The following is a 25010-nucleotide window of genomic DNA, read 5'->3' on the forward strand; positions in this document are numbered from 1 at the left end:
ATTTTTATACTTTTTACTAGATTAAAATTTCTATCATACAAATAGCGAGATTATTATACAAAAAAATTGGATTGAAATTGACAGCAAAAACTACAAAACAAAAATTAATGGGAATAATTGAAAGATTTTGTGCCCAAATTAAATATTTCTTCTCTAAAAAAAAAGATTTCACTGGGTTTCAAGCATTTTTTTCATGGGCCCTAAGAAAAAATCATCCCATCCTGCATCAATATCCTCTACATCAGGATCAGGAACATTGATCTGTTCAAGTTCAAGGATAACGTAGGGATATTGTTCTTTCAAATTGAAGGTCACGATGGATGGTTTAGCCCAGTCTCCACCAAACCACTCCTGCACTAGTTGACTTTCATGTTCTACCTTAATATTTCTCCCATAAATATCACCATTCCACAATTCAAAATCAGTGCCAACAGTTTCAGTCATTTTACTAGGTCCGCCGCCCCATTTGTCAATAACAGATTGATCAACCAATGCTTTCCAAACTTCTCTAATTGAGGATCTGATCTTGTAGATCTTTGTTATGGTTTCCCTCATTATCATACTCCCCCAAACAACTTGAAATAATGAACTATTAACCATATTATTTTTATTTCTCAATTGATTTAAATATTCTAGAATCAATATTAATATCATGAAAACGTTAATTGTTTACTACAGTAGAACTGGAGTCACCAAGGGAATTGCTGAAGAAATATCCCACTCACTAGATTGTGATATTGAAGAAATTCTTGACAAAGAAAATCGTTCAGGAATAATTGGATACATTAAATCGGGATATGAAACTGTAAGAAATAAAGTTTCTGAAATAGAACCCCCAAAAAATGATCTATCAAACTACGAACTACTAATAATAGGAACACCGGTTTGGGCTGGAAAAATGGCAGTTCCAGTTAAGACTTATATAGAACAGAACCGGGATAAAATACCAAATTTAGCTTGCTTTTGCACGTGTGGCGGAACAGGAATTGATGGGACACTCAATGGTATTGCAGAATCTGCTCAAGTAACTCCATTAGCATCATTTGGTCTTAAAGCACCCGAATTAAAGAATGGTTCCTACAGTTCAACCATTGAAAAATTCATTGAGAACATCAGTTAAAAAAGATAAATATTTTTTAAAAAAAAATTGTGATGTTAAGTTAGGGATCGTGTTTCACTAACTCCTTAGTTATCTATTTTTATTTTATTCAATGGGGAAAGATATTACACCTTCTCCACCCGTTATGGTCATGTTTACAGGAGATTCATTTTTTAAATTTTCAAGCAGCTGAGTAGAACTTGCATTGTTCATCAACTGAGGCATATAATTTACCAAGACCATGGGATGAACCTTGATGTTAGCTGTATTGTTGTTTAAATCCATTTCAACCATTAGTGATTCGTGCGTAGCAGAGTTTGACATGTCAAATACAAAGTTTCCCAAACTGTAAAAAATAGGTTTTCCATTATAAGTCTCTATAGTTTGTATAACATGAGGATGACTTCCTATTACCATATCAGCACCATCATCAATGCAAGCATGAGACAGTGTGACTTGGTAGGTGTTGGGTTGTGTACTGTATTCGTTTCCATAGTGGAAAACTACAATTACCATATCCGAATTTTTTTTAGCTTCATCTATGTCTTTTTTTATTAAATTAGGATCTGCTGGAGCATATCCTGCACTTGATGATGTTGCTGCAGCCATTTCAGATGCACTGAACCCTGTAAATGTCGTGTTATCCATATAGTTTAATATTGCCATTTTACGATCTTTTATATTAAGATAAACTGGTTTTGAAGATTGATCAACGTTGTTTCCAGCACCGGTGTAATTGATACCACTTGCTTTCAGTGCAGAAATAGTGTCATTTAAACCTGTATCTCCATAATCCATGATATGATTATTTGCAAGGCAAGCAACGATGATGTTGTTATCTTTAAGAACATGGGCATATGCAGGATTAGCCTTCAATGGAATTGTACTTTTGTATGGAGTGCTAGATGTGGTCATGGGATCTTCCAGATTTATTACTGCGCCATCAGAATTTTTAAACATTTCATCAACATTTGCAAATACATTTTGACCACTAGCAAGAACGCTTTCCACATTTCTACCCAACATAACATCCCCAGTAAAGTACATGGTAATGTTAGATTTGGAGACACTTGTTGACATACTATTATTAGATGAAGAATTAAACAAGGAGTTTACTCCGTACGCCACTAATAAAACAACCACTACCAAAATCAAAATCGCTACCTTTTTCATATTTTAACCCTGTAAATTCAATGATAATAAAATAAAATTTGTATAAGAACTACTTTAATATTATAAGTCGATATTAATAATATTTTCTAGTTTCATTCTAAAGATTTTTCTTGTTTTATTAACGTGATTGATGATTTAATTCTGGTTCAGTTTTTAGAGTTATCTAAAATTATTTTAGGTTTGAAAAACAATAATAATCATGGGATTTTTGGATGCAATATTCACAGGAACCGCAGCAATAGTGATTGGATTTATTTTAGGAATTATCCTAGCTACAGTGGTTGGATTTATAATTTATGGTATAGTGAAATTGAGAGACAGAAACAAGTACAAATAGTTGGATAAAATTTTTTTGGGCTATAAACAGATAATGAAACCTAGAATGTATTAAAAATAAAAATTTAATGTCTTGGAAGGATTCGAAGTTTTATATGGAGAAATAGATAACTTTTTTTTGGAAATATTAAGTAAAAACTGTTCACTACAAGTTTTAGACCTTTTGTTCATCAATTGGTATGCTGAAGTAAAATGTTGATCCTTCATCCAACTTAGATTCTACCCAAACTGCTCCACTGTGTTGTTGAACAATTTTTTTGGTGATTGAAAGTCCTATGCCTGTTCCATCATATTCATCGGCTGTATGAAGTCTTTGGAACATTTTAAATACGCGGTCTAAATTTTTTGAATCAATACCTATTCCATTATCCTGTACTGAAAAATAGTATTTGTTTCCACTTTCTTCGCATGAAACATGGATAACTGGCTTTTTCTTGCTTTGAAACTTGATGGCGTTGGCAATTAAATTCTGGAACAACTGAATCATTTGTGTCCTGTTGGCCACAACTTCTGGCAATGGATCAACAGTTATTTCAGCTTGATTTTCATCTATAGCCACCTTTAAATTGTGTATACTTTCATTTACAATTTCTGTTAATTTTAAAGGTTCGTATTTAACTTCATTGGAGATTCTGGAGTATGCAAGAAGGTCGTCTAACAACCTCTGCATTCGTTTGGTTCCATCCACAATGTAGTTGATGTAGTTATCTGCATCTTCATCGAGTTGACCCTTGAATTTTTGTTCAAGTAACTTAGTAAATGAACTGATCATTCTTAAAGGTTCCTTCAAATCATGTGAAGTTACATATGCAAACTGTTCAAGTTCCCTGTTAGATCGTTCTAATTCCTTTAAAAGCGAAGCCATTTGCATTTCCGCTTTTTTTCTCTTTGTGACATCCATGAATGCTGATACTGAACCACGAGGTTTACCTTCTTCATCATAAAGTGGAGTTGCATTGCCCATTAAATGTCTAACTTCTTTTTCGGGATAAATAAGGTCAAATTCATAATTTCTTATTTCCTTTCCTGCAGATGATGCTTGAACAGGCATTTCTCCAGGTTCCATCTCTTTTCCATCTTTAAATATTTTAAATGACTGTGGAGCTTCCTGTGGTGGTAGTGATTTTGATGCGTTGGCACCTTGGGGGATGTCCAAATAGTCATATGAAAGCTGATTACCAGTTATCCAGAGCCCGTCTTTATCATGGGATATCCACACTGCTGCAGGAACTGCATCTAAAACCCTTGCAAACTCTTCAGATCTTGCTTGTTCTCTTTTTTCACTGGCTCGAAGTTTTTTATCTGAAAGTTCATTCTTGGCTATTATTTTTTCAAGACTTTCATTAACCAGCAAAAGTTCACTCACACGTGCATCCATTTTTTCCTTTAAATCGTCATATCTATAATTTAATTTGGATTCTAATTTCTTATGTTCACTAATATCTATTAAAATAACATTAAATTCCTTAATGTTTTCAATTTCATCAAAAATTGGGATAATTTCAAGTTGTGTAAACAAAGTGTCCTTGTTTTGTATGATATTTAACTCACACTTCTGATTTTCATGATTGTTTGCAGCTGTAAGAAGTGTAAACTTGAACATATTTTTGAAATGGGGAGCTACAAACTTGTTAAAATTAGAGTCAACAATGTTCTCTTTGTTGGTTCCCAACATACGAACACCTGTGTTGTTGACTGATTTGATCTTTCCATCTTTGTCTAATGAGTAATAACCCAGTGGGGATGATTGGTAAAGATCGTAGTACATTCTATTTCTAGAGTCATCAAATTCTTGTAGTGATTTCTCTAATTCCATATTTTTAAGGTTTAGTTCAATATACTGTGATTTTAATTTGTAAACAGCATCTAATGTGTCGGGATGTTTTTCAAAGTCATCTATTTTTTTTAATATTTTTTCAACATCCATCTGAATTTGATTCTTCTTTTCATCAGGATATTCCCCACCATACATCTTATCACCTTTACTCAACCCAACTATATTTTTATGATCAATGAAATTAAGATTATAAGTTTTTTTCCCACTTCGTTAATTTATCACTCTCATATATATATTATAATGAAAATCTAACTTTATCTGTATAAAAATTAAGTAAAAAATAGTATTCACTAATGAAAGAACAGTCTGATACAGAAATTGCATTCTGGAAGATTTATGTTTGATTACTCTTAAAATGGACAGCAAATTTGACAACAAACTATCCATATGAGAGAGTTTTGTCTCATTCATAACCATTTTTTTATGTTAAATTTTGCAACCCCATCCTCAAAACATGTGCATCGTTAAATTTATTGATCTGCTTTTAAAAATATTTATTATCTATCACATAAATCTTTGGTTGGTTTCAAGAGTTTTAAATAAAAATTTATTTTGTTTTATTGTTTGATACAGTGGGTAATTCACTAATTTTCCATCCAACAAACCCTCCAAGGATGTTATATGCAGACTTAAATCCAGATTCTTCCATTTTACCCATGAAATAACCTCCTCTAACACCACTTTCGCAGTAAATTATATAATCAACATTTTTATCCATTATTTCCACTTTTTTCTTAAATTCATGTCCATTGTAATCTAAATTCACTGCACCTGGAACATGTTCTTCTTCGTACTCATTTTTGGGACGTATATCTAGGATAGTAATTTCTGAACCTTTCTCTTCCATAATCTTAAACGCATCTTGTGGATTTATTGTAACAAATTTCAACATTTTTTTGACACCTCAACTATAATTACTTTCATAATTTAAGAAAAAAAGGGCTAATTACCATGTTGCAATTATGCAATTTAAGACAAACAACTATACAAAATTTGACACTTGAAATTTAGACGGGAATATGTGCTTATATATGTATTTTGATAGCTGTCTAATAGGATTTTAATGAATCTGAATTTAGACAGATCTTATTTGAGATTTTTTTCTTGCAGATATACTAAGATTTTTTTAAAATCTTTAAGGGGTTTTAGTTACTCATTTTTTTCTTGTTAACTCTTCAACTTCTTTTTTCCCTTTCTCTAATTCTATAGCTTGTTCTTCATCAACCCTTAACAACAGTGTTTGTAATTCACCTACATGGGTTTTTTCTTCTTGAGCAATGTCTCTTAGAACTATTTGTATGTCTTGATCATCTGTCATGTTAGCGAATTCTTCGTAGAGATTAATGGCATCAAGTTCTCCTATTATTGCAGCCCTTAAAATTTCTCTATTTAAATCTTCACCTTTCAGTTTTCCAATATCTATGGGTATTTTTGACAACATTTTTTAACCAATACATATTATGTTTTTTTTAGTTTGTAAAATTTTTCAACCAACCTACTTTTTTTTTATTTATTTGCACCAAATTTTTTGAAAATCAATGAAACAGAATTGTAATAATAATTAAAAATAAAATTTATTACATTATCAGATAATTATATAAATTTCAAAATATAAGATGATAATGAGTGTATGAAACTGAAATAAGCTGGTAAGATTGGAATAACTTGAATGATTTCATAAACTCAACTCAAACTCTTAAGGGGTGAAAGTATGGCAGATGAGAAATGTGATGTGGATCTTAGCAAAAAAAAGAAAATCAGTAAGGACAACAAATTTCATGATGGTACTAATCCTGAACTTTTATTAGGACCTAAAGGTTTGGATTCCGAACGAATTAAAAAGAAAAACAAGGTTGATAATCTCAAAAGAGATAAACCTTAACCTTTATTTTTTAACCCTTTAAATTAATTAACATTTTTTTTAGTTTCTGGTAATAATGGTTCCTGCCTGGCCATTTAGAGCTTTTATGCTTTTTTCTATTGATGTTATTATAGCTTTTTTACCTCCGCCTTCAATAAAATCTATGGTTGATTTTATTTTTGGACCCATGGTTCCTGGAGGAAATTGTCCATCCTCAAGATAATCCTTTGCTTCTTGGACAGTTAAATGGTCGAGATATTTTTGGTCAGGTTTTCCAAAGTTCACAGCAACTTTCTCAACATCTGTTAAAATGAGCAGTACTTCTGCCCCAATTTTAGATGCCAGCAATGAGGAAGTATGATCCTTATCCACAACAGCTTCAACACCTTCAAAATTACCAGCTTCATTTTTCATTACAGGGATTCCACCACCTCCACAGGCAATTACGAATTTATCTTCGTTGTACAATGTTCTAATTGAACTTTCCTCCACAAAACCCACTGGTAATGGAGATGGAACAACCCTTCTATAACCTCTTCCATTATCATCAACAATAACCCAGTCATGATTTTTGCGGAGTTCTTCTGATTCATCTACACTGTAAAATGGCCCTATGGGTTTGGATGGTTTGTTTAATTGTGGATCATCCTTATCAATAATGGTCTGTGTTAAGATGGTAACTATGGACTTCTTCATACCTTCTTTAATTAAACTATTTTCAAGTGATAATTGGAGCATAAATCCTATCATTCCTTGGGTCTGTGCCACACATACATCGAGGGGCATTGGAGGAACTATATCCTTTGAAATATCATATGCGAGTAGAATATCTCCCACTTGAGGACCGTTACCATGTGTCAAAATTATATGATAATCTTCTTTAAGCATGTTAACCAACACGTGACTAGTTTTGGCAGTGTTAGAAAATTGTTCTTCTGCATTTCCCTTGTCTGTATGTTTAAGTATTGCGTTTCCACCTAGTGAAACCAGTATTTTTGTTGTCAAACTAATCACTTCCGTTATCCTACATATGTACATGAAGTTAATAATTTCTAATATACTATATTTGTTTCATGAAGTTTAAAATGATTGAATAAATCCTTGGGAAACGAAAACGAGCTTATCTATACGAAAATAAAGGTGAAACTTTATTAATATCTCATCAAAATAAGTTGAATTTAAATAAAATTTTATTTACATTCCGAATTTACATATTTATCTTCAGTATTTGAAATATTTTCCGGAGTTTTAGTCCTTATACCGTCCCATTTGACCTGATTATTTATGCATCCTGGATCCGGTGCCTGAACATTGTCTAAGTAGGTATATGCTCTGGCTCTGCAGCCTCCACAGATATTTTTGTTATCACAGCTTCCACAATTTTCCTCTAAAAGGGTTTTATTTCTCAGATCATTTAAAAGAGGTTGATTTTGCCAAATTTCTTCAAAATCATCTTCTAAAATATTTCCCAACCTTAAAAATTCATCATGGGGAAAGAACACACAAGGATACATATCGCCGTTTGGTTCTAAACTCATATAAAACCTTCCAGCTCCACAGCCTCCTACAAATTCTGCTAACTGCATAATTTGAGGATTTTCATACTCCGGATTATAAAAATGAGTTGGAATAATACTTGACTTCATATTTTGAAGGGATTCTGCGACAGATGCATACTGGGGAGCAGTAGAAAGTACTTGCATATCTCCTTTAAAATTTTCATTATAGGCTGTTTTTAGCATATTAAACCGTTTTTGTGGAGATATGTCCATTTCACTGATATTGAGGCCGTTACCTGTTGGTATGAAATTGTACAACATGAGCCAATGTGCACCAAGTTCCCTTACGAAATTTATCATACTAGGAATTTCATCGATGTTGTGTTGGGTCACAGTGGTTGATACCTCTACAAATATATCTTCTTCCACGAAGTTTTTTATGGCTTGAACTGCCCTTTCCCATGCACCATCAATCCCCCTGAATTTATCATGGGTCTCAGGATTTAAACCATCTAAACTTATCTGTACAAATTGGAGTCCCGAATCAACGTACTTGTCGCAAAGTTTTTTGTTAGAAAGGCTGTATCCATTTGTGGCCATTGCAGGGTATATACCAAGATCTGCAACATCCTTAATATGATTTCTAATATTGGGTTTAGTTGTGGGTTCACCACCAGAAAATGCTATTGATGTAACGCCGCTTCTTGACAAAGTCTCAAGGCACTGTTTTATTTGTTCACTGTTCAGTTCATCATCAGCTTTTTTACCTGCATTCTCGTAACAATGGGCACAGTTCATGTTACATGATTTTGTTATGTTCCATACTACTTGAAAAGGAGCTCCAGGTACAAATGGCTTTTTAACTCCAAATTCTCCAATTCCTTTAATTACACTGCTTAAACCTTTTATCCAATAAGGATCTTCCATTAATTCTTTTAGGTCGTCATCAGTAACTCCAAAAGTCTTAACTCCCTTGTTAATAATGAAGGATAACATTTTAGAAAGTCCTTTGCAACGTATACATGCAGTTTTTCTTTTGTTAAAAAGTAACTCAAGCCCTACTTCAAGACGATTTCCATGATCCTTTTCACAATAATCAAAGGTTCTACTTATAATAAATTTTGAAAATGGATTGTTTGCTACGGCTTCAAAGGATCTGATCATATCTCCAATATCCATATCACTTTTTTTTTCTTTCGCACAATTTTCCATATTACATCCTTCTTAACATTTGATGTTGAACAAGAATTTTCATCTATTCAAAAAAAAAATTATACTAAATCACCTTATTACACTTTAGAACAGCATCAATAATAAATTTAATGATCGATATGTATGGGTCAAATAGGAACATGGTTGGAAAAAATCAGAACAAAAAAAGGTTTATTTTGAAAGATCAAATGATTCACATGGAATTAAATGGTAACAACAAAGTGTTGGTTTTACTTTTCATTGGGGTTTTCATGGGATCCCTTGATATTGGCATTGTTGGACCCGCACTTCCAGCAGTACAATCCTACTTCGCGGTAAATGAAAGGCTTCTTTCATGGGTATTTACCATTTACATATTGTTTTTCATGATTGGAACTCCATTAATGGCCAAACTATCAGACATATACGGTCGTAAAACTATTTACATGCTAGATATAATTCTATTTGCCATTGGATCCCTCATTACCATTACATCCATCTCATTTGAAATGTTGCTCATTGGTAGGGCAGTTCAAGGAGTGGGTGCTGGTGGAATATTTCCAGTTGCAAATGCATTTATCGGAGATATATTCCCTCCTGAAAAAAGAGGTGGGGCTCTGGGTATTATTAGTTCAGTATGGGGTATTTCAAGTGTATTAGGGCCGATATTAGGAGGTTTACTCCTTAAATTTGGCTGGCAATCTCTATTTATCATTAATCTACCAATTTCTGCAATGTTACTAGTTGGAAGTTACTACCTACTTCCAAAAACTGTGGTTAATAGGAACATCAAATTTGATTGGTATGGTCTGGCTATTTTAAGCATCTTAGTGATATCTTTGGCTTACGGTTTGAATCAGATCGAAGCAAACAATTTTATAAACAGTTTACTGTCACTTTCAGTGTTGCCCTACCTCATCTTAAGTTTAATACTTTTACCTGTTCTTTGGAAGGTTGAAAAATGGATAGAAGATCCACTGATCCAGATTGATCTATTCAAAAGTCGAGAAGTAAAACTTATTAATACAATGATGGTTGGAACAGGATTAATTCAAGCAGCAACAATTTTTATACCAGCATTTGTAGTCATAGGACTATCATTAAACAGTTCCGCCGCAAGCTTGATGTTACTTCCGATTGTTGTTACAATGGCAATTGGAGCTCCAATAATTGGTAAGCTCTTGGATAAATTCGGATCAAAAAATATAATGATAACTGGTTCGTTTATAATGTCAATAGGCCTATTAATGCTAGGAATGTTTCCAGAATCATTGTATCTTATTATTATTTCAGGGTTCCTGGTTGGTGTTGGAATGAGTACTGCCATAGGATCCCCACCAAGATACATAATGCTCGTTGAAAGCCCAGCTAAGGAAAGAGCATCTGGTCAAGCGTTGATCAATATTATTACGAGTGTTGGTCAATTAATGGGCGGGGCGTTGATTGGAGCGTTGATTGGTTCATACGCTGGTACTATTTTGGGTTATCAATTATCTTACTTTATCATGGGTGTTATTGCCCTAATTATGACAATTCTAGCATTTGGACTCAAGAGCAAAAAACAACAGATGAATCCATCGTAACAGTAATCTTTGATAATGTCAAATTACATTTTTAGTTGATAAAACTTTTTTTTGTTGGATGACAGTTTTACTGTTGAAAATTTTCATGAAGGAAATAGAAAAAACAACAATATTTATATCTTGTTACGATATAAATTTGCTTACATAAACTATTTTTTAAGAGGTTTTTAATGAATAAATCAATTACTACTATTAAATCAAAATCAAACTACTCTTTAATGACATTAATCCTATTTTGGTGTGGTTTAATTGTCATGTCGAGTATGTATCTTACCATACCATTAATTTCTTTGTTTTCATCCACATTTGATGTACCATCAGGAGTGGCAGCATGGACAAGTAGCATATTTTGCATATTTTTCGCAGTTGGCTGTCTTGTTTATGGGCCCATGTCTGATAGATACGGCCGAAAAAAAATTATTTTAATAGGTATGACAATGTTAACAGTTATCACACCGTTAGTGGGACTGTTTGATAATATATATTGGATTTTAACTATGAGAGCATTACAAGGTGCTGTAGCAGCATCATTCTCTCCAGTTGCACTGGCATACATACCAGAAATGTTTCCAGATGATAAAAAATTAACTGCCACAGGTTTTCTTGTAACAGGATTTTTAATGGCAGGAATTGTAGGACAAGTTATAAGCGGACTAATAAATCAATATCTGGCATGGAACTATGTATTCTACATAATGGGACTCACATATCTAGTAACGTTAGTTTTAGTACTATTATTATTGCCAAATGACAACTTACCACGTCTTAAAACAAGCATTATTCAAACTGTTGAAAATATGGCATCTCTACTGAAGATAAAGCCCCTTATATTATGTTTTGCAGTTGATGTGATGTTTTTAATGTCTATGATGTGTATGTATACGAGTTTGGGATATTATTTGATAGAACCTCAATTTGGTCTTAACAGTCAGGAAATTCTCTATGTTAGAGCTGCAGGAATATTTGGAATAATATTTGCAGCAACATCAGGTTTGTTTGTCAAAAAATTTGGATTATTCAACGTACTGATTGGAGGGTTGTTAATAGCAGCAATAAGCCTAACTTCCATAGCTTTCGTAAGCAGCATCCAAATACTAGTACTATTAAGTGTAATATTTGTAGCAGGCATAGCAGTAACAGCCCCTGCTTTAATAACAATCATCGGACAAATAGGCGGCCAGTCAAGGGGAGCTGCACTCTCACTACACACTGTAATCCTCTTTATAGGTGCAGGAATTGGCCCTATTTTAGCAATAACACTACTTGACACAGGCATAAACATTTTACCATACTTAGTAATGGGATTAATACTGCTTTTAGGAGTTGGATTATCGTTGTTAATCAAAAAATCAGTGAAAATAGCCTAAAAGAGTACGAAATAGAAAATTTATTAGATTTGGTTTGGAGAATTAAAATTTAGAGTTTTCTAACAAATCAAATTTTTAATTTTATTTTCCAGGAGTCAACAACAAGGGGGATGAAGCATTATGAAACAGAATAAAAATTCTTTAGAGATTGAAGAGGTTATAATAGAAGGTTACGGATGCCAAGTACCTGTTTTGAAGTTAACACCACCTGAATCAAGGGGTTCAGTAGTTGTTGCTCATAACTATGGAGGTTCAAAGGAAGAAATGTTAGGTTTAGCTTTTCGAATAGCAAAAACAGGATTCACAACTGGAGTAATTGATCTTAGGGGCCATGGTGAGAACAGTTGCAAAATGGATGGAAAAATTCTTTCAGATCTCGAAACAGCTATAACATACTTCAAACAGTTTGGAAAGGTAACAGCTGTGGGTCATTCACTTGGAGGACGATTATCTTTAATAAGTGATGCAGATTACGCTATTGGAATATCACCAGCATTGGCTAAAACATTCGGCCCTAAAACTCAAGGAATGATTAGGGTACTCAGGGATTACAGAGTAAACGGATCTGTGACTGATCTATTCACAACATTGGGAAAAATTCCACTAATTGAGTTTGATCCCGAAAATGTCCTTATAATACGTGGTTCACGCGATGTACCTGAAATAATTGCTGAATGTGATAAATTAACATCTGCAGGCTATGAAGTTGTTGAAATTGATGATGCTTTACATGTAGATATATACACATTGGAACCAACATTTGAAGCTGTAACTAAAAAACTTCAAAAATGGTACTAAAACATTTTAATGCAGTTCCTTAGGAACAAATATCTATACTATAAAATATCAGTCCACGACAATGATCCTAAAAGTGGATTTTAGGGAGACAATAATGGGTAGAATGGGTTAAAAAAAGAGAAAATAATTTAACTTGAGTACCATTCTACCATATTTTTTCTAAATATCAATTCCTGAAGATATATTATTATTTTTTAGTTTTAATGAATGATTCAAGCGTTGTTTGAACTTCAAAGTCCAACATGCCCTCTGTATCACAATCCAATAATTTATTTTGAGGATCTAAAAATTTGATGGCATGTATTGAATAATTAACTGCTTGGTTCTGTACATTATTCTTGTAGCTATTTTGCACCATTTTTTATCACCAATAATAACGTGTACTTATAATAGTTTAGCCATAGTGCAAGAGCATATGAAAAGTAATCAATAATCAGAGTATAAACAGATACAATAGAAAGATTTTTCAGATCTTTTCAGTATTTTGTTTAAAATTAAATAAATTTCTGACATAAAAAAAAGTTTTAATGCCGTGGATTTTGGGATAATTATTTCCATTTAGTCAGGATTTTATCACGGTTAAATGTGGATTTACTGATATAAAACAGTATTATATCTATTAGTAAGATGGTAAACGATAGTACTGTTAAATTGACGATGTTTAACGACAGAGAATTTGTTACCAGTGGAATGTACAATCCCATGAATGGTAAAAACATCAAAAAACCTAACTGATTTGCGGTTCTAACATCGTTCACCCTCGATGAAATAATTACATTCAACTGTATACTGAAGATAGATGATAATGGTACAACTACCAATAATATGAAAGCCATGGTCCAGTTGGGATAAAAAAGATAGCCAAAACTGGTTTTTGTAAACAGATCTATTAAAACCATAAATATAACTGAATTTGCATATATTATGGCCACAGATGGAAGAAATGACGCCACGGTTTTTCCAAGTAGTAGTTCACTTTCGGTTGTGGGAGTAGCAAGAAGTGGTTCTAAACTTTGTTCAATCTTTTCACCGAGTATACTGTAAGAAGCAAGTGTTGTTGATTGAATGTAGACCAATATAACATAGAAATACGAAAAAGCGTTTATTAAAGCTATTACATCAGCAGGATCAGTTTCATTGGTTAAAGATCTGATGGACAATGGTAAAATAATTGAAAATATTAATGGCAAAATTATCAAGGTGTATAAAATTCTTTTTTTCTTCATAAATATACTGAAATCTTTGTTAGCAATGACCCAAGATTTGGAGAAATTCATCATTTACCACCCTTCACAATTTTAAGATATGCCTCTTCAAGGGTCGGGCTTAACCTATTAACGTATTGAACTTCGCCACCAGCAGCAACTATTGTACTGACTATTAAAGGATTATCCAACTCAGGATCATTTACATCAATCTTGATTTCAGTATCGTTGGATGTGAATTTGCCAATACTTAAACTCTCCAGCGATTCTAAAATTTTTTCAGTTACCCTTTTTAATTGAATTACGGTTTTATTACTCCAAACAGATCTTTCCAAGTCTTCAGGAGATCCTATCGCCATTAATTTTTTGTTAAAGATCCCAATTTTATCGCATATTCTCTGGGCTTCATCCAAGTTGTGGGTGTTGATAAATATGGTTTTATTCTCATTTTTAAGATCTAGTATAAATTCTCGGACAGTTTTTGATGATTCTGGATCTAAATTTGCTGTAGGCTCATCTAAAAATAATATTTCAGGGTCGTGAATTAAAGTTCTGGCAATTGCAAGCTTTTGCTTCATTCCTTTGGAGAATGTACCTGCACTCACATCTCTTTTATCCCACAGACCTAACATCTTAAGAAAATGTTCAATATTCTCTTTCCTCTTGCTTAAAGAACAATCATAAAGTTTCCCATAAAAATCTAAATTCTTATAAGCACTCAAATCATCGTAAAGTCCAACATTTTCAGGGAGCAATCCAATTAACTTCCTAATTTTTAAGCTTTCAGATTCATCTGAGGTATCATATCCTGCAATTCGGGCTTCCCCACTGGTTTTAGATATCAAACAACTAAGCATTCTAATAGTTGTGGTTTTCCCGGCACCATTAGGTCCTAAAAAACCAAATACTTCTCCTTCATTAATATGAAAGCTGAGATTATCTACTGCAATCAAATCATCAAACTTTCTTGTGAGATTTTCTGCGTCTATCAATTTATCAATCCGGATTCTTTATTTGACAAATAAACTACTTATAAAAAATATATATTTCATCTATAATAATGTTATTAATAAAATATTTGAAAAGAGTATTTAATAGATAACAATTCTAAAAAAAATAAAAAAAATAAAGGTCTTAAAATGCCTTTATTCAAGTTTTAACTGAATTCCTCCGATTCTTGGTGCTAAGAAGTTGTAGATTATGGTTACAATTGCAACCATTATGAAGGTTCCTACAAAATATCTTATGATATCGTATATGAGGAATTCAACTCCACCAACTGCATTTCCTGCTGATGCCATACCAATTAAACCAACTAGTCCACTTATGATACCAAATATAAGTGCGACTACAGCAATTGCTAAAGAAGCTGCAACGACTGGGATAGATGTTATCTCATGTGCAGATCCTGCTTGTGCAAACAACAATCTAACACCACCAACTCTTGGTATTAAGAAGTTGTAGAAGATTGAAGCTAGGGCAGTTCCAATGAATACGAAAATGAAAACTGCAATTGGTAATCCAATTATCAACATCAATGCCAACACTACGCCTCCATTTCCTACGGCAGAGCCGTTTGGAAGATTTGCGGCTGTAAAGTTAGTTGCGTTGATAGATACGTTGTTTGCTATGGTGCTGGTACTCAACATTGCAGTTGCGTTGTTGATTGCATCAACTCCAAGTTGCATAACTAGTGGGATTACTGTACTAATGAGTGTTGTTAAAGGTAATATTATTGCAGTTAATAGTAATCCAACTATCAAAGCCCATGCTGCTGCAACAGCTGATTGAATCAGTGCAAATGACACTACTGGCAACGATGTGATCTGATCTCCTTCTAATCCCAATTTTATACCGCCAAGTCTTGGTACAAATGTGTTGTAGAGGAGTGCAGTTAAGAACGATAGAACAATGTAAACTAGAAATGTTCCTAGAGGGTAGAGGATTATCATCGAAATACCTAAGCTTGCAAATATTAGTGCAGCTCCTGGTAAAAATGCGGATAATGCTCCAAATGCAATTAGTAGTAATATTGCGTATATAAGGCCTAATATAGCGCTAATTGAAGATGTCATAAGTGTGAAAGGCACCAGTTCAATGGATTTAATTTCTTTTACGTCGACCATTTTTTCACCTCCCTTTATAGTTATATTATATTTTATGTTCGTTATTCCATATAATTATGCTTATTTGCAAGGTAAAAATAATAATAACGGTAAATAGAATGACAAGAATTTTGAAATTATTTATTGAATACTACTTTTTAAATTGTTATTTTTAGATCCTAATTTCCCATAATTAACACAAACTTATCATGGAATAAAATTGCTTTTCAACTAAAGCGCCACATAGTCAGTCAATACCAATAAAATTAGATAATTTTCCAACTAAAAATCCATTAAAGAACTAAGAATTAAATTATGAGAACTAAATAGATAGTAAAAAATTGGATCTATTGAAATTGACAGTATAATATGTCTATAAAAACATATATTTTACTCCTTTAAATCAACCTGACCTTTGTATTTTTCTTTTTTAATACATTCTGGGCAAATATATACATTTTCGTTAGTTTTAAATACTTTTTCACATACTTCACATATGGCGTCATTAAATCCTTCCTTTTGAGGTTTAATGTCAGCACAATTTGAGAAGGGTCCAACATTAGTTTTTCTTTCAAATAAAGTTTCATGTTCTCTTTTGCTCATCATATACTCCATTTAAATTATTTATTTATTCATTCTTAATACTCAAATTTGAGGTAACATTCGAACTAATAATCATCTATTAATCTCTTAATTATCATTTTTGTTAATGTCTGAAGTATTTTTTGGAGATCCTACGGGAAAATTTTATTTAATGGAGGAAGATAACATTATATATTAAAACTTTTAATTTAAAATTGTACAGGGGAGTGATAAATTTTGAAAAAGTTTGGAATATTATTGTTGGTTTTAACTGTTTTGTTAATGACTTCTGGATCATATGCTGCAGATTCTACTCTAAAATTGTCAGATAATACTATTGGAGTAGGTGATGAGTTTGTTGTAACGTTGTTGACAACAGTGGATCAACGGGATATGAATGGATGCTACGTGCCAGTACTTCAGGTGTTATGCTGATAAGCCAAGAATATTTACCACCAAATACCATGGCAGCAGGATCTCCTGGTAAAAGAGTATTTGTGTTTAGAGCAACAGAGCCAGGGACACAGTCCGTGATGTTCGAACTTTTAAGATCTTGGGACACAATTCACCCTTTAGACAGAAAAATCTACAACGTAACTGTAGTTGAATAAGTCATATTCTATTTTTTTTTAATTCAAAATCAACTTCTATTTTCAGTACCCTGATTGAGTAAAATTTATCTGAATCCTTTTGTTTTGAGATATCCTCCAATTAAACCACATACTGCACCATTAATAATTCCTAATATGGCATAAGGTATTATTAGTAGGAATGAACCAATGAACAAACTTCCTAAGAAAAAGGATATGGCTCCTGCAATTACCGCATTTTTAGCTCCAATAATCATGTTTTTAGATAAGTAACCCATAATTACCAACAATACAAACGTGAGAAGTAGAGAGATACCATGGGTGAATGCTAATATTAGGGTGATTGCTATTGTCATAGGAATGATTAGGTTCCATTGAATATTTTCCAGATGAAACTCATTCATCAAGGAGTTTAAAAAGCCTGCTTGCATTCCTGGAGGATTTCGATGAACTCTTTGTTGGTGTCGAGCTTTATAGATATGTCTTCCTATGTAATTATAATAAAATTGATTTAATCGATTTTTTAGGTTGATTTTTGGGAGTGAGAATAATGATTTGGATTTTTTATTCCATCTTTCCTTCATAGTAGGTTTTTTTCTAAATGTGATCTGTTTCCAACTGGGGTCAACAATATCTAAATTTTCTATGTATCGTAATTTACCACCACAATCACAGTTATCAGAAAAATTTTTTGGTGATTCATTAGATTGTAATTTATAATAACTTTTACATTTACTGCAGACCAAATAACCCACTTAAACACCTCATACTTTTTAATTGAACTTTTTCATATTATTCTATTTGGTTCAGATATGAAAATTTTCTCAAATTTTTATTCACGTAATGACTATGATATCCTCTTCTACTAAAAATAATATTGGGTTAATATTTCATTGTTATTACCAATTTACTCATACTAAACAAGTGAATGATGTGTTCAATTATTTTAATTATCTTCCTAAGAATAATCAGACTTTATCGGTAATCTTTGTCATGATTAATAATAAACTATATCTAAGCATAATGACATAATAATTATTACAATAAGTTGATAATTGCTGTAAAGAGTATGAAGGAGGTGAAAAATATGGTGGAAACAAACCAAGCTAATGGGGGATCGTTGGTAGCTCTTGCCATTATTTTCCTGATAATTCTACTACTATTCCCTGCATTCGCACTATGGCTGTTATATGTAGCTATACTTGTGATGCTTATTACAGGAATTATAAGTTTAATAGCAAGATAAATTTGAATTCAAGCCAATTTTAATCTTGAATTCTAAAATTTTTTTTTATTCAAATCCCAAAATTGTTTTTTATAGTGCTAAGATTTAACTTAGGGTCTTAAAGTGTGATTATGATAAATTTATACTATTTTAAATGGTTTATAAAATAATCAAAATTATAATAACTCTTTAATTGTTTCGTTTAGAGTTTTGAAGTCCTAATTAATGTTTTTACGGAAATTTATACATTTATTAACCCTATATTAAAATTTACAATTGAAATTAAATATTTCTTTTAAAACTTCTTTAGCATAATATTCTTTGATAATCCAATCAATCATAATTAAAAAAAAATAAGGTAAGAAAGGTTTTAATAACCTTTAAACTTCTTTAAATCCTTTAGTTTAGTTTTTAAGATTGTTTATAATTTGTGAATCCAATTTACTGATTTTACCTTCATCTGCATACTGGTACAGTCCAACGTATCCCTTATTGGATTTATCATCCTTTGGAGGTATTACAACTACAAATGTCATGGTCAAATCCTTACTGTCAATCCAGGTTCCAGAGTTTACATAGACATTTGCATCCATATTTTCATTGTAAGAAGTAATGAGTCTGGCATCGTGTGTATGTCCAAATATTACGATCCTCTTGTTAGAGTGGGGGTTAACGAAAAACTGGTTTGCTGATTGATCATCTAAATGGCTTGATAGGGCTGCCTTTAAAATCGCTTCTTCTGTAGGAATTAAAATTGGGACTAAATTGTTGGCTTGTCTTTCTTCCCAACTTTCCACTATTCCCTTGTACAGATTGACATCTATATAATTATTTTCTGGGTCCTGGTAGGGTAGAACGTCTTTAATTGCATAGGAATTGGTAAATCCATCGATTCCAGTATGGATTGCAGGTTCGTTGATTCCTTCGTTCACTGGGAAAACATTTATTAATTTTTCCCATGCTTTGTAGTAGAGATAATAAAGGTATTGTTCTTCTCCCAGTTCATTTTCCGTAACAATTGGGATGTTCATATCTATTTTAGGTCTTCCCTGAACAACTGAACTGGTTGCCATTCTTGTAAAGAAATATCCTGTTGGTAGAATGGAATCTGTTTGGGTAACTGTTCTGTTTGAATGGTCTGGAGCACAGAAAAAATTGTACCTGTGGCCGTGTTCAATCACTAACTCCGGAAGATAATCTGGACTGTAGGCACCTAAACCCCTAACATCACGGGATTGATTTATTCCAGGAAGAATAGCTTCAATTTCCTCGGCTGTTATTAATATATCATGATTTCCAGGCACATATGTTAGTCTGATCTGACCATCATTTATGATATCATTAAATGCATCTATAACAGGTTTATTATTCAATGCTACATTTTTTACGAAGTCCATTTGTGTCTTTCCTTTGAATGTATCCAAGTTCATTGGTACAAACCATTCATCAATTAAATCACCAGCTATTACCAGTTCCTTAATATTTGGTGAGAATCTGACCCAGTTTAAAAAGTCAATCAATGCATCTCTGTTTTTAGTTAGTTCCGAGTAAGTATCATCTGCTCCCAAGTGCAAGTCACTTATACAAACTATCCAGGATCTTTCACCTTCCACAACTTCAATAGATTTTACATCTTCATTTATGTCGCTTTCCACAGAATTTTTTGATGTCAATGGATATTCCTCCATAAAACAGATTCATTATTTTTACAAATGTAAATTAAATCTTTATTTTTTAATTTATCTAATTTTGGACTTGGTTTGTTATGTATTTTTGGTATTTAGTTTCGTTGTTAAATTGAGTGGATAGATAATCCCTTAAAAAAAATATTTATAAAAATTTAATTTTAAAAAAAATTAAAAAAGTTATGAAATTTCGTGCTCATTCACGTTGTAATTACAGAATTTATAAAAGTGTCTTTTTGAGGTCTGTTCCATGGGAATCAATGGTACTACCGCATTTGTTACAGCCTTTTATGCTTGTATAAACTGCTTTTCTATCATTTCCTTTCCGTTTATTACTTCTAACTTTTCCAAATCCATTTTTAGTCAGGATAATATCTCCCTTTTCGCAGTTGCATAAAAAATATTCATATCTAGGTAATATCATATTATTTGCCTCCTCATTTTAGTTTTTTCAAAAATTCATATACTCTTTAATTTTTGGAACTACCCTATAGATCCATGTCTTCTAACAGTTCCTTTGATCTGTCTAAATATCTACGATGTTCATCTATCTGATCATATCTGGATTTTAGCTCATGTTTGAGATGTTCAATTTTAGTTTTCTCGATCAAATTTTTATTGGTTTTTTTCTCGAGTTTCTCAATCTCTTCATTTAATCTATCTTTTCTAGCTTCTAAGACTATTATTCTTTTTTTATTCTCTTTTATGCTTTGATTAGAATTCATTGGGGTGTTAGTAAGATTTTTTTTCATTTTTCAACGCCTCAAACATTTTTTTACAGCATAAACATGAAATGTATATTTTAACATATAGATTTTTTTGGTGGAAAAATTTCCACCAATATACTCTTTAATATTGATTTATAGATAAAATTTTCTATTTAGTTCGATACGAAGATATTTACAGTTTGAGATAAATGTAATTTTGAACACTAAAAAATCAAAAATTATATTTTATACGGGACTAAAATGAATTTGAGGCATGATATAAGTTGTATATGAATTATTGTGAAAATCTAAAATTGATTAATGGAGCATTTTATTGTATAATTAATAAGAATGAATTAGAGTGTAAGTGCAAGAATTATAAACGTTTACATTCAAAAAAATGGGATAAATGAACAAATTTTATTTTAGATTTTAAATTGAATCCTATAACTGTAATGTTATTTAAAAAATAATTGAGTCCAGATTTAAATAGCTGTTAAACTTAAAATGGTCATTAACTTTTCGTTTATAAAATATCTTAAACAACCTATCAGTTTTAAGTTTAACATCTATTCTATTTTTTTTTAGAATAAATCATTCTTCATGGTAATCTTCTTCGGCATTAATATTCCAAATATTGTTCTTTGATCTAACACCTTTTACTATGTTTTCAACGGCGGTGATGGCAGTTAACATTGAATGATCCATGTTGTTGTAACGATGCATACCATTTCTTCCTATGAGATACAGATTTTCATACTCGTCTGTAAATTCTCTAATAATATTAAAACGATCGTAGGATCCGAAATATGCCGGATAAGTTTTTTCTACCTTCAATACTACACTGTCTAAAACATCTTCTCGCTTAATAATGCCTATTTTAACCAGTTCATCAACAGCAAATTCAGTGAATTCCGATCTTGACATGTCCCATAAATCATCACCTTCATTGCAGAAGTACTCAAGTCCAATCCAAACTTTATCAGGATCATTAACCAAGTATGGACTCCAATTATTGAATATTTGAAGTCTTCCAATTTTAACGTCCCTTTCTTGTATGTAAATCCAGTTATCCGGAACTAAATTGTTCATTGTTTTTAATTCGGACTCATTTTTTATTTTTAGTTCATTTAAAAGCAATCCCACGGTGATAAAGTCCCTGTAAATCAATCCACCTGCAACATCTGCCACATCTTCAGGTACATTATCAAATGATTGTATCAGATCTTTAACTGGCATTGTGGATATGAAGTAGTTTCCAATCCATTTTTGAGTTTTTCCAGATCTTGAGTCCATGGTTTCAGCAGAATTAACATGTTTAGTGTCGGTCACAATCTTTTCAACTTCTTGATAATGGTGGATTTCACCCCCTTTTTCCAAGATCCTAGCAGCAAGTTCTTCCCACATCTGTCCGGGCCCAAATTTAGGATACATGAACTGTCCAATCAAACTTGTTTCAACATCTTTTTGTGAGAGATTTGAAGCATTTGAAAATTTTGATTTAACAGCGTTTTCCAAGGTTTTTTGGATTGATAACCCTTTTATTCGTTGAGCACCCCAATCAGCTTTGATTTCACTACATTGAACTCCCCAGACTTTCTCTGTATAATCTTTAAAAAAGGTTAGGTACAACTCTCGACCAAATCTGTTGATGAAAAAGTCTTCAAGGGAATTTTCAGGCTTAGAAGGAGTTAAAATAGTGCTTATGTAACTCATACCAATTTTAAATGTTCTTTTAAAGCCAAGATTTTTAAGGGTATCCTGAGTGAGTGAAACAGGATAATCAAAAAATTTTCTGAGAAAATATATTCTGGACACCCTGGCCCGGTTTAACATTACCTTATCTGTCTTTTCAGGGTCCGGAACATCATATTCCTCTATGGTTTTGTTGTTTAGTCCTTGATTCTGGTAGGATTCACTCAATTGAACTTCTCTCTTTAGGATGAGATCATCATGTGCTGGTGCACATTGAAGGGGTAGTATGTTCTTCCAAAACTTCATGATTCTATCTGATTTAGAAAAGAATCTGTGACCTCCAATATCAATTCTATTACCCTTATAATTAACTGTTTTAGAAATACCGCCAATTTCTCCTGTTTTTTCGAGAATTATAGGTTTGATATTGGTTTTAGTTAATAGTTCATATGCTGCTGTTAAACCTGCAGGTCCAGCTCCAATTATAATTGCAATTTCTTGATCTTCCACCATTTAATCTTCTTCCTTAAAAAGAATTTGTCCAACTCAACAAAGAGTTACGTAATTTAGTCTCCTAAATAATTGTTTCAATATCTGAATTATACATGTGAGAAGTTAAAAATATTTCTTTCTGTTACCATACACTCTGAAATTCAGGGACTTAAAGAAAAATTGTTAAACCTACTGCTGTTAACGTCTTAAAACTAAAATTAAAGAGTCTGAGAATCTAATGGTTTGAAATTATAATAATTTATGATATAGCAATGTTTATCCTTTTAACATGTAACTTTTTATTATGGATACTTCTCATAACAACAACAAAGTAAACAAGAATTACATTTTGTTGATTGTTATTATTGCTTCTTTTTTAACTCCATTTATTGGTAGTTCACTCAACATAGCACTTCCAACTATTGCAAATGAATTATCAGCCAATGCAATTCTATTAAGTTGGATTACTACATCGTTCTTTTTAACATCTGCAATGTTTGCTCTTCCAATGGGTAGAATTGCAGATATTTATGGGATGAAAAAGGTTTTTAGATATGGGATTATAATCCTTACCCTGGCCTGTTTTTTATCTGCAATTGCTCCCTCTGTTGATTTTCTAATAGTAAGTAGGGTTATTCAGGGTATTGGAAGTGCAATGATATTTGTCACGGGACTTGCAATTATAATATCAGTGTTTCCATCAAGTGAACGTGGAAAGGCAATAGGGATAAATGTCACCACTGTTTATTTAGGACTTGTAATTGGTCCAGTTTTAGGAGGATTTTTAACACAGTACTTCGGTTGGAGAAGTATATTTTACCTCATGATTTTCATGGGATTCATGTTAACAATCCTTATATTTTGGAAAATGAATGAAGTTGAAGATGGTGAACGGGGTAGCGAGAAAATAGATTATCCTGGATCGTTACTGTACATGCTTATGCTGGCTTTGATTCTAATAGGATTCTCAAACATTAAAGGAACTTTTGGTAAGTTCATGATCATGTTGGGTATTTTAAGTCTCATATCATTCATTATTTGGGAATTAAGGGTTGAAAATCCTGTTCTCGAAATTAAAATGTTCATGGGCAACAAACCATTTGTACTATCAAATTTTACAATAATCCTGAATTACATGGGTATACTATCAATAGGATTTTTACTTAGTTTGTATCTGCAGTACATAAAGGGATTCAATCCCAATATAACTGGACTTATTCTAGCTGTTCAAACAGTTGTCATGGTTTTAACATCCCCTGTTGCAGGTAAGTTATCTGATAGGTTTGATTCTGGAAGATTAGCATTGTTTGGAACCATTTTAATAACAATAGGATTATTTATATTTACATTGTTAAACATGGAAACAAGCGTGTACCTACTAATAGTCGGATTAATTTTTGTAGGAATTGGAATTGGACTTTTTTCAGCACCAAACACACATTTAATAATGTCATCTGTTGAAAAAAGATATTTTGGATTGGCTTCAGCCTCTGCAAGCACAATGAGACTTCTGGGGCAAACATTTGGCATGGGATTTACCCTAATAATTTTTGAAGTGTACCTAGGTAAGATTCAATTCAATCCACAAAATTATCCTGAACTACTAATAAGCACCAGAGTAGCATTTCTTATTTTCACGATATTAGGTGTAGCTGCAATATTAATATCCCTACTTAGAAATATTTTGAATAAAATAAACAAGCAGACAATTTAAAACATCCATCAATGAATCCTGTGGATTCAAATGGTTTAATACCCTATTTCACCTTATTTTTATGGTGTGTTGTTAACCCAAATTATTAAACAAAATTTATATAGAATATATTTAATAGTTAGACTTGAGGGTGTTCTCCACGGAACTCTTGTTTTGGAACAATCAAATGATCACCTAACCTGGAGAACATCCTCAAACTAAAAAAAAACAGTACGGATCAAACTACTTTTTAAATAAATTTCTATGATTATATAATAATTAATTTA

27 protein-coding genes are annotated in these 25010 nt (G+C 32.2%); 10 read left to right on the plus strand and 17 right to left on the minus strand.

The window, feature by feature from the left end; all coding sequences use genetic code 11:
• Window positions 1–168 precede the first annotated feature (168 nt).
• The gene (locus METBO_RS05260) at window positions 169–555 is read right to left on the minus strand and encodes an SRPBCC domain-containing protein (RefSeq protein ID WP_013644643.1); all 387 of its coding nucleotides are present in this window, start codon (window positions 553–555) and stop codon (window positions 169–171) included.
• Between the two features lie 97 nt (window positions 556–652).
• Here METBO_RS05260 and METBO_RS05265 point away from each other — a divergent pair, with 97 nt between their 5' ends.
• Entirely contained in the window at window positions 653–1120 is a 468-nt protein-coding gene (locus METBO_RS05265) for a flavodoxin family protein (RefSeq protein WP_013644644.1), read from the plus strand.
• Window positions 1121–1204: 84 nt separating this feature from the next.
• On the opposite strand, the gene METBO_RS05270 is transcribed toward METBO_RS05265, so the two are convergent.
• Window positions 1205–2272: a CapA family protein gene (locus METBO_RS05270; RefSeq protein WP_013644645.1), complete on the minus strand. Its 1068-nt coding sequence runs from the start codon at window positions 2270–2272 to the stop codon at window positions 1205–1207.
• Between the two features lie 199 nt (window positions 2273–2471).
• Here METBO_RS05270 and METBO_RS13585 point away from each other — a divergent pair, with 199 nt between their 5' ends.
• The gene (locus METBO_RS13585; RefSeq protein WP_013644646.1) at window positions 2472–2609 is read left to right on the plus strand and encodes a hypothetical protein; all 138 of its coding nucleotides are present in this window, start codon (window positions 2472–2474) and stop codon (window positions 2607–2609) included.
• Between the two features lie 153 nt (window positions 2610–2762).
• Here METBO_RS13585 and METBO_RS12970 read toward each other — a convergent pair whose 3' ends face one another.
• The 3 genes from METBO_RS12970 to METBO_RS05285 form a co-directional block, all read right to left on the minus strand.
• Entirely contained in the window at window positions 2763–4580 is a 1818-nt protein-coding gene (locus METBO_RS12970) for an ATP-binding protein (RefSeq protein WP_013644647.1), read from the minus strand.
• A 412-nt stretch (window positions 4581–4992) separates the two neighbouring features.
• Complete coding sequence (locus tag METBO_RS05280) at window positions 4993–5337, minus strand: rhodanese-like domain-containing protein (RefSeq protein ID WP_013644648.1); 345 nt, start codon at window positions 5335–5337, stop codon at window positions 4993–4995.
• Window positions 5338–5598: 261 nt separating this feature from the next.
• The gene (locus METBO_RS05285) at window positions 5599–5886 is read right to left on the minus strand and encodes a ferritin family protein (protein ID WP_013644649.1); all 288 of its coding nucleotides are present in this window, start codon (window positions 5884–5886) and stop codon (window positions 5599–5601) included.
• A gap of 270 nt (window positions 5887–6156) precedes the next feature.
• On the opposite strand from METBO_RS05285, the gene METBO_RS13590 reads away from it, so the two are divergent.
• On the plus strand, window positions 6157–6327 hold the full coding sequence (locus tag METBO_RS13590; protein WP_013644650.1) for a hypothetical protein: 171 nt from the start codon (window positions 6157–6159) through the stop codon (window positions 6325–6327).
• Between the two features lie 39 nt (window positions 6328–6366).
• Here METBO_RS13590 and arcC read toward each other — a convergent pair whose 3' ends face one another.
• Both arcC and METBO_RS05295 read right to left on the minus strand, forming a co-directional pair.
• Window positions 6367–7320: a carbamate kinase gene (gene arcC, locus METBO_RS05290; protein ID WP_394294931.1), complete on the minus strand. Its 954-nt coding sequence runs from the start codon at window positions 7318–7320 to the stop codon at window positions 6367–6369.
• Between the two features lie 176 nt (window positions 7321–7496).
• Window positions 7497–9017: a radical SAM/SPASM domain-containing protein gene (locus METBO_RS05295; protein ID WP_013644652.1), complete on the minus strand. Its 1521-nt coding sequence runs from the start codon at window positions 9015–9017 to the stop codon at window positions 7497–7499.
• Window positions 9018–9193: 176 nt separating this feature from the next.
• On the opposite strand from METBO_RS05295, the gene METBO_RS05300 reads away from it, so the two are divergent.
• The 3 genes from METBO_RS05300 (at window position 9194) to METBO_RS05310 (ending at window position 12744) form a co-directional block, all read left to right on the plus strand.
• Window positions 9194–10579 carry an MFS transporter gene (locus tag METBO_RS05300; RefSeq protein WP_227717247.1) on the plus strand — a complete coding sequence of 462 codons (1386 nt, stop codon included), beginning with the start codon at window positions 9194–9196 and terminating at the stop codon, window positions 10577–10579.
• Between the two features lie 218 nt (window positions 10580–10797).
• Window positions 10798–11946, plus strand: coding sequence for an MFS transporter (locus tag METBO_RS05305; protein WP_227717256.1), 1149 nt, complete (start codon window positions 10798–10800; stop codon window positions 11944–11946).
• A gap of 120 nt (window positions 11947–12066) precedes the next feature.
• On the plus strand, window positions 12067–12744 hold the full coding sequence (locus tag METBO_RS05310) for an alpha/beta hydrolase (protein WP_013644655.1): 678 nt from the start codon (window positions 12067–12069) through the stop codon (window positions 12742–12744).
• A gap of 187 nt (window positions 12745–12931) precedes the next feature.
• Here METBO_RS05310 and METBO_RS13595 read toward each other — a convergent pair whose 3' ends face one another.
• The 5 genes from METBO_RS13595 to METBO_RS05330 form a co-directional block, all read right to left on the minus strand.
• The gene (locus tag METBO_RS13595) at window positions 12932–13102 is read right to left on the minus strand and encodes a hypothetical protein (RefSeq protein WP_158304887.1); all 171 of its coding nucleotides are present in this window, start codon (window positions 13100–13102) and stop codon (window positions 12932–12934) included.
• 190 nt (window positions 13103–13292) lie between these two features.
• Window positions 13293–14024, minus strand: coding sequence for an ABC transporter permease subunit (locus METBO_RS05315; protein WP_083804462.1), 732 nt, complete (start codon window positions 14022–14024; stop codon window positions 13293–13295).
• Window positions 14021–14941, minus strand: coding sequence for an ABC transporter ATP-binding protein (locus METBO_RS05320; RefSeq protein ID WP_013644657.1), 921 nt, complete (start codon window positions 14939–14941; stop codon window positions 14021–14023). The genes METBO_RS05315 and METBO_RS05320 overlap by 4 nt, the downstream gene beginning before the upstream one ends.
• A gap of 153 nt (window positions 14942–15094) precedes the next feature.
• Entirely contained in the window at window positions 15095–16075 is a 981-nt protein-coding gene (locus METBO_RS05325; RefSeq protein ID WP_013644658.1) for a hypothetical protein, read from the minus strand.
• Between the two features lie 369 nt (window positions 16076–16444).
• On the minus strand, window positions 16445–16669 hold the full coding sequence (locus METBO_RS05330; protein WP_158304889.1) for a hypothetical protein: 225 nt from the start codon (window positions 16667–16669) through the stop codon (window positions 16445–16447).
• A 204-nt stretch (window positions 16670–16873) separates the two neighbouring features.
• On the opposite strand from METBO_RS05330, the gene METBO_RS13380 reads away from it, so the two are divergent.
• Both METBO_RS13380 and METBO_RS05340 read left to right on the plus strand, forming a co-directional pair.
• Window positions 16874–17071 carry a hypothetical protein gene (locus tag METBO_RS13380; protein WP_048186368.1) on the plus strand — a complete coding sequence of 66 codons (198 nt, stop codon included), beginning with the start codon at window positions 16874–16876 and terminating at the stop codon, window positions 17069–17071.
• Window positions 17038–17247: a protease inhibitor I42 family protein gene (locus METBO_RS05340; RefSeq protein WP_083804463.1), complete on the plus strand. Its 210-nt coding sequence runs from the start codon at window positions 17038–17040 to the stop codon at window positions 17245–17247. Before METBO_RS13380 ends, METBO_RS05340 begins: the two co-directional genes overlap by 34 nt.
• Window positions 17248–17312: 65 nt before the next feature.
• Here METBO_RS05340 and METBO_RS05345 read toward each other — a convergent pair whose 3' ends face one another.
• Window positions 17313–17981 (minus strand): MFS transporter, encoded by a 669-nt coding sequence (locus tag METBO_RS05345; RefSeq protein WP_013644660.1) that lies wholly within the window; start codon window positions 17979–17981, stop codon window positions 17313–17315.
• Between the two features lie 332 nt (window positions 17982–18313).
• Here METBO_RS05345 and METBO_RS13820 point away from each other — a divergent pair, with 332 nt between their 5' ends.
• A complete protein-coding gene (locus METBO_RS13820) occupies window positions 18314–18472 on the plus strand; it encodes a hypothetical protein (RefSeq protein WP_013644661.1) in 159 nt (52 codons plus the stop codon).
• Between the two features lie 383 nt (window positions 18473–18855).
• Here METBO_RS13820 and METBO_RS05350 read toward each other — a convergent pair whose 3' ends face one another.
• The 4 genes from METBO_RS05350 to METBO_RS05365 all read right to left on the minus strand — a co-directional run bounded on the left by METBO_RS05350 (window position 18856) and on the right by METBO_RS05365 (window position 23051).
• Complete coding sequence (locus METBO_RS05350; protein ID WP_013644662.1) at window positions 18856–20124, minus strand: metallophosphoesterase; 1269 nt, start codon at window positions 20122–20124, stop codon at window positions 18856–18858.
• A gap of 232 nt (window positions 20125–20356) precedes the next feature.
• A complete protein-coding gene (locus METBO_RS05355) occupies window positions 20357–20560 on the minus strand; it encodes a hypothetical protein (RefSeq protein WP_013644663.1) in 204 nt (67 codons plus the stop codon).
• Window positions 20561–20624: 64 nt separating this feature from the next.
• Window positions 20625–20888: a hypothetical protein gene (locus METBO_RS05360; RefSeq protein ID WP_013644664.1), complete on the minus strand. Its 264-nt coding sequence runs from the start codon at window positions 20886–20888 to the stop codon at window positions 20625–20627.
• A gap of 549 nt (window positions 20889–21437) precedes the next feature.
• Window positions 21438–23051 (minus strand): NAD(P)/FAD-dependent oxidoreductase, encoded by a 1614-nt coding sequence (locus tag METBO_RS05365; protein ID WP_013644665.1) that lies wholly within the window; start codon window positions 23049–23051, stop codon window positions 21438–21440.
• A 283-nt stretch (window positions 23052–23334) separates the two neighbouring features.
• Between METBO_RS05365 and METBO_RS05370 the strand changes: the two genes are divergently transcribed.
• A complete protein-coding gene (locus METBO_RS05370) occupies window positions 23335–24744 on the plus strand; it encodes an MFS transporter (protein ID WP_013644666.1) in 1410 nt (469 codons plus the stop codon).
• The last annotated feature ends 266 nt before the right edge of the window (window positions 24745–25010 follow it).

Source organism: Methanobacterium lacus (assembly GCF_000191585.1).
Lineage (GTDB): Archaea > Methanobacteriota > Methanobacteria > Methanobacteriales > Methanobacteriaceae > Methanobacterium_B > Methanobacterium_B lacus.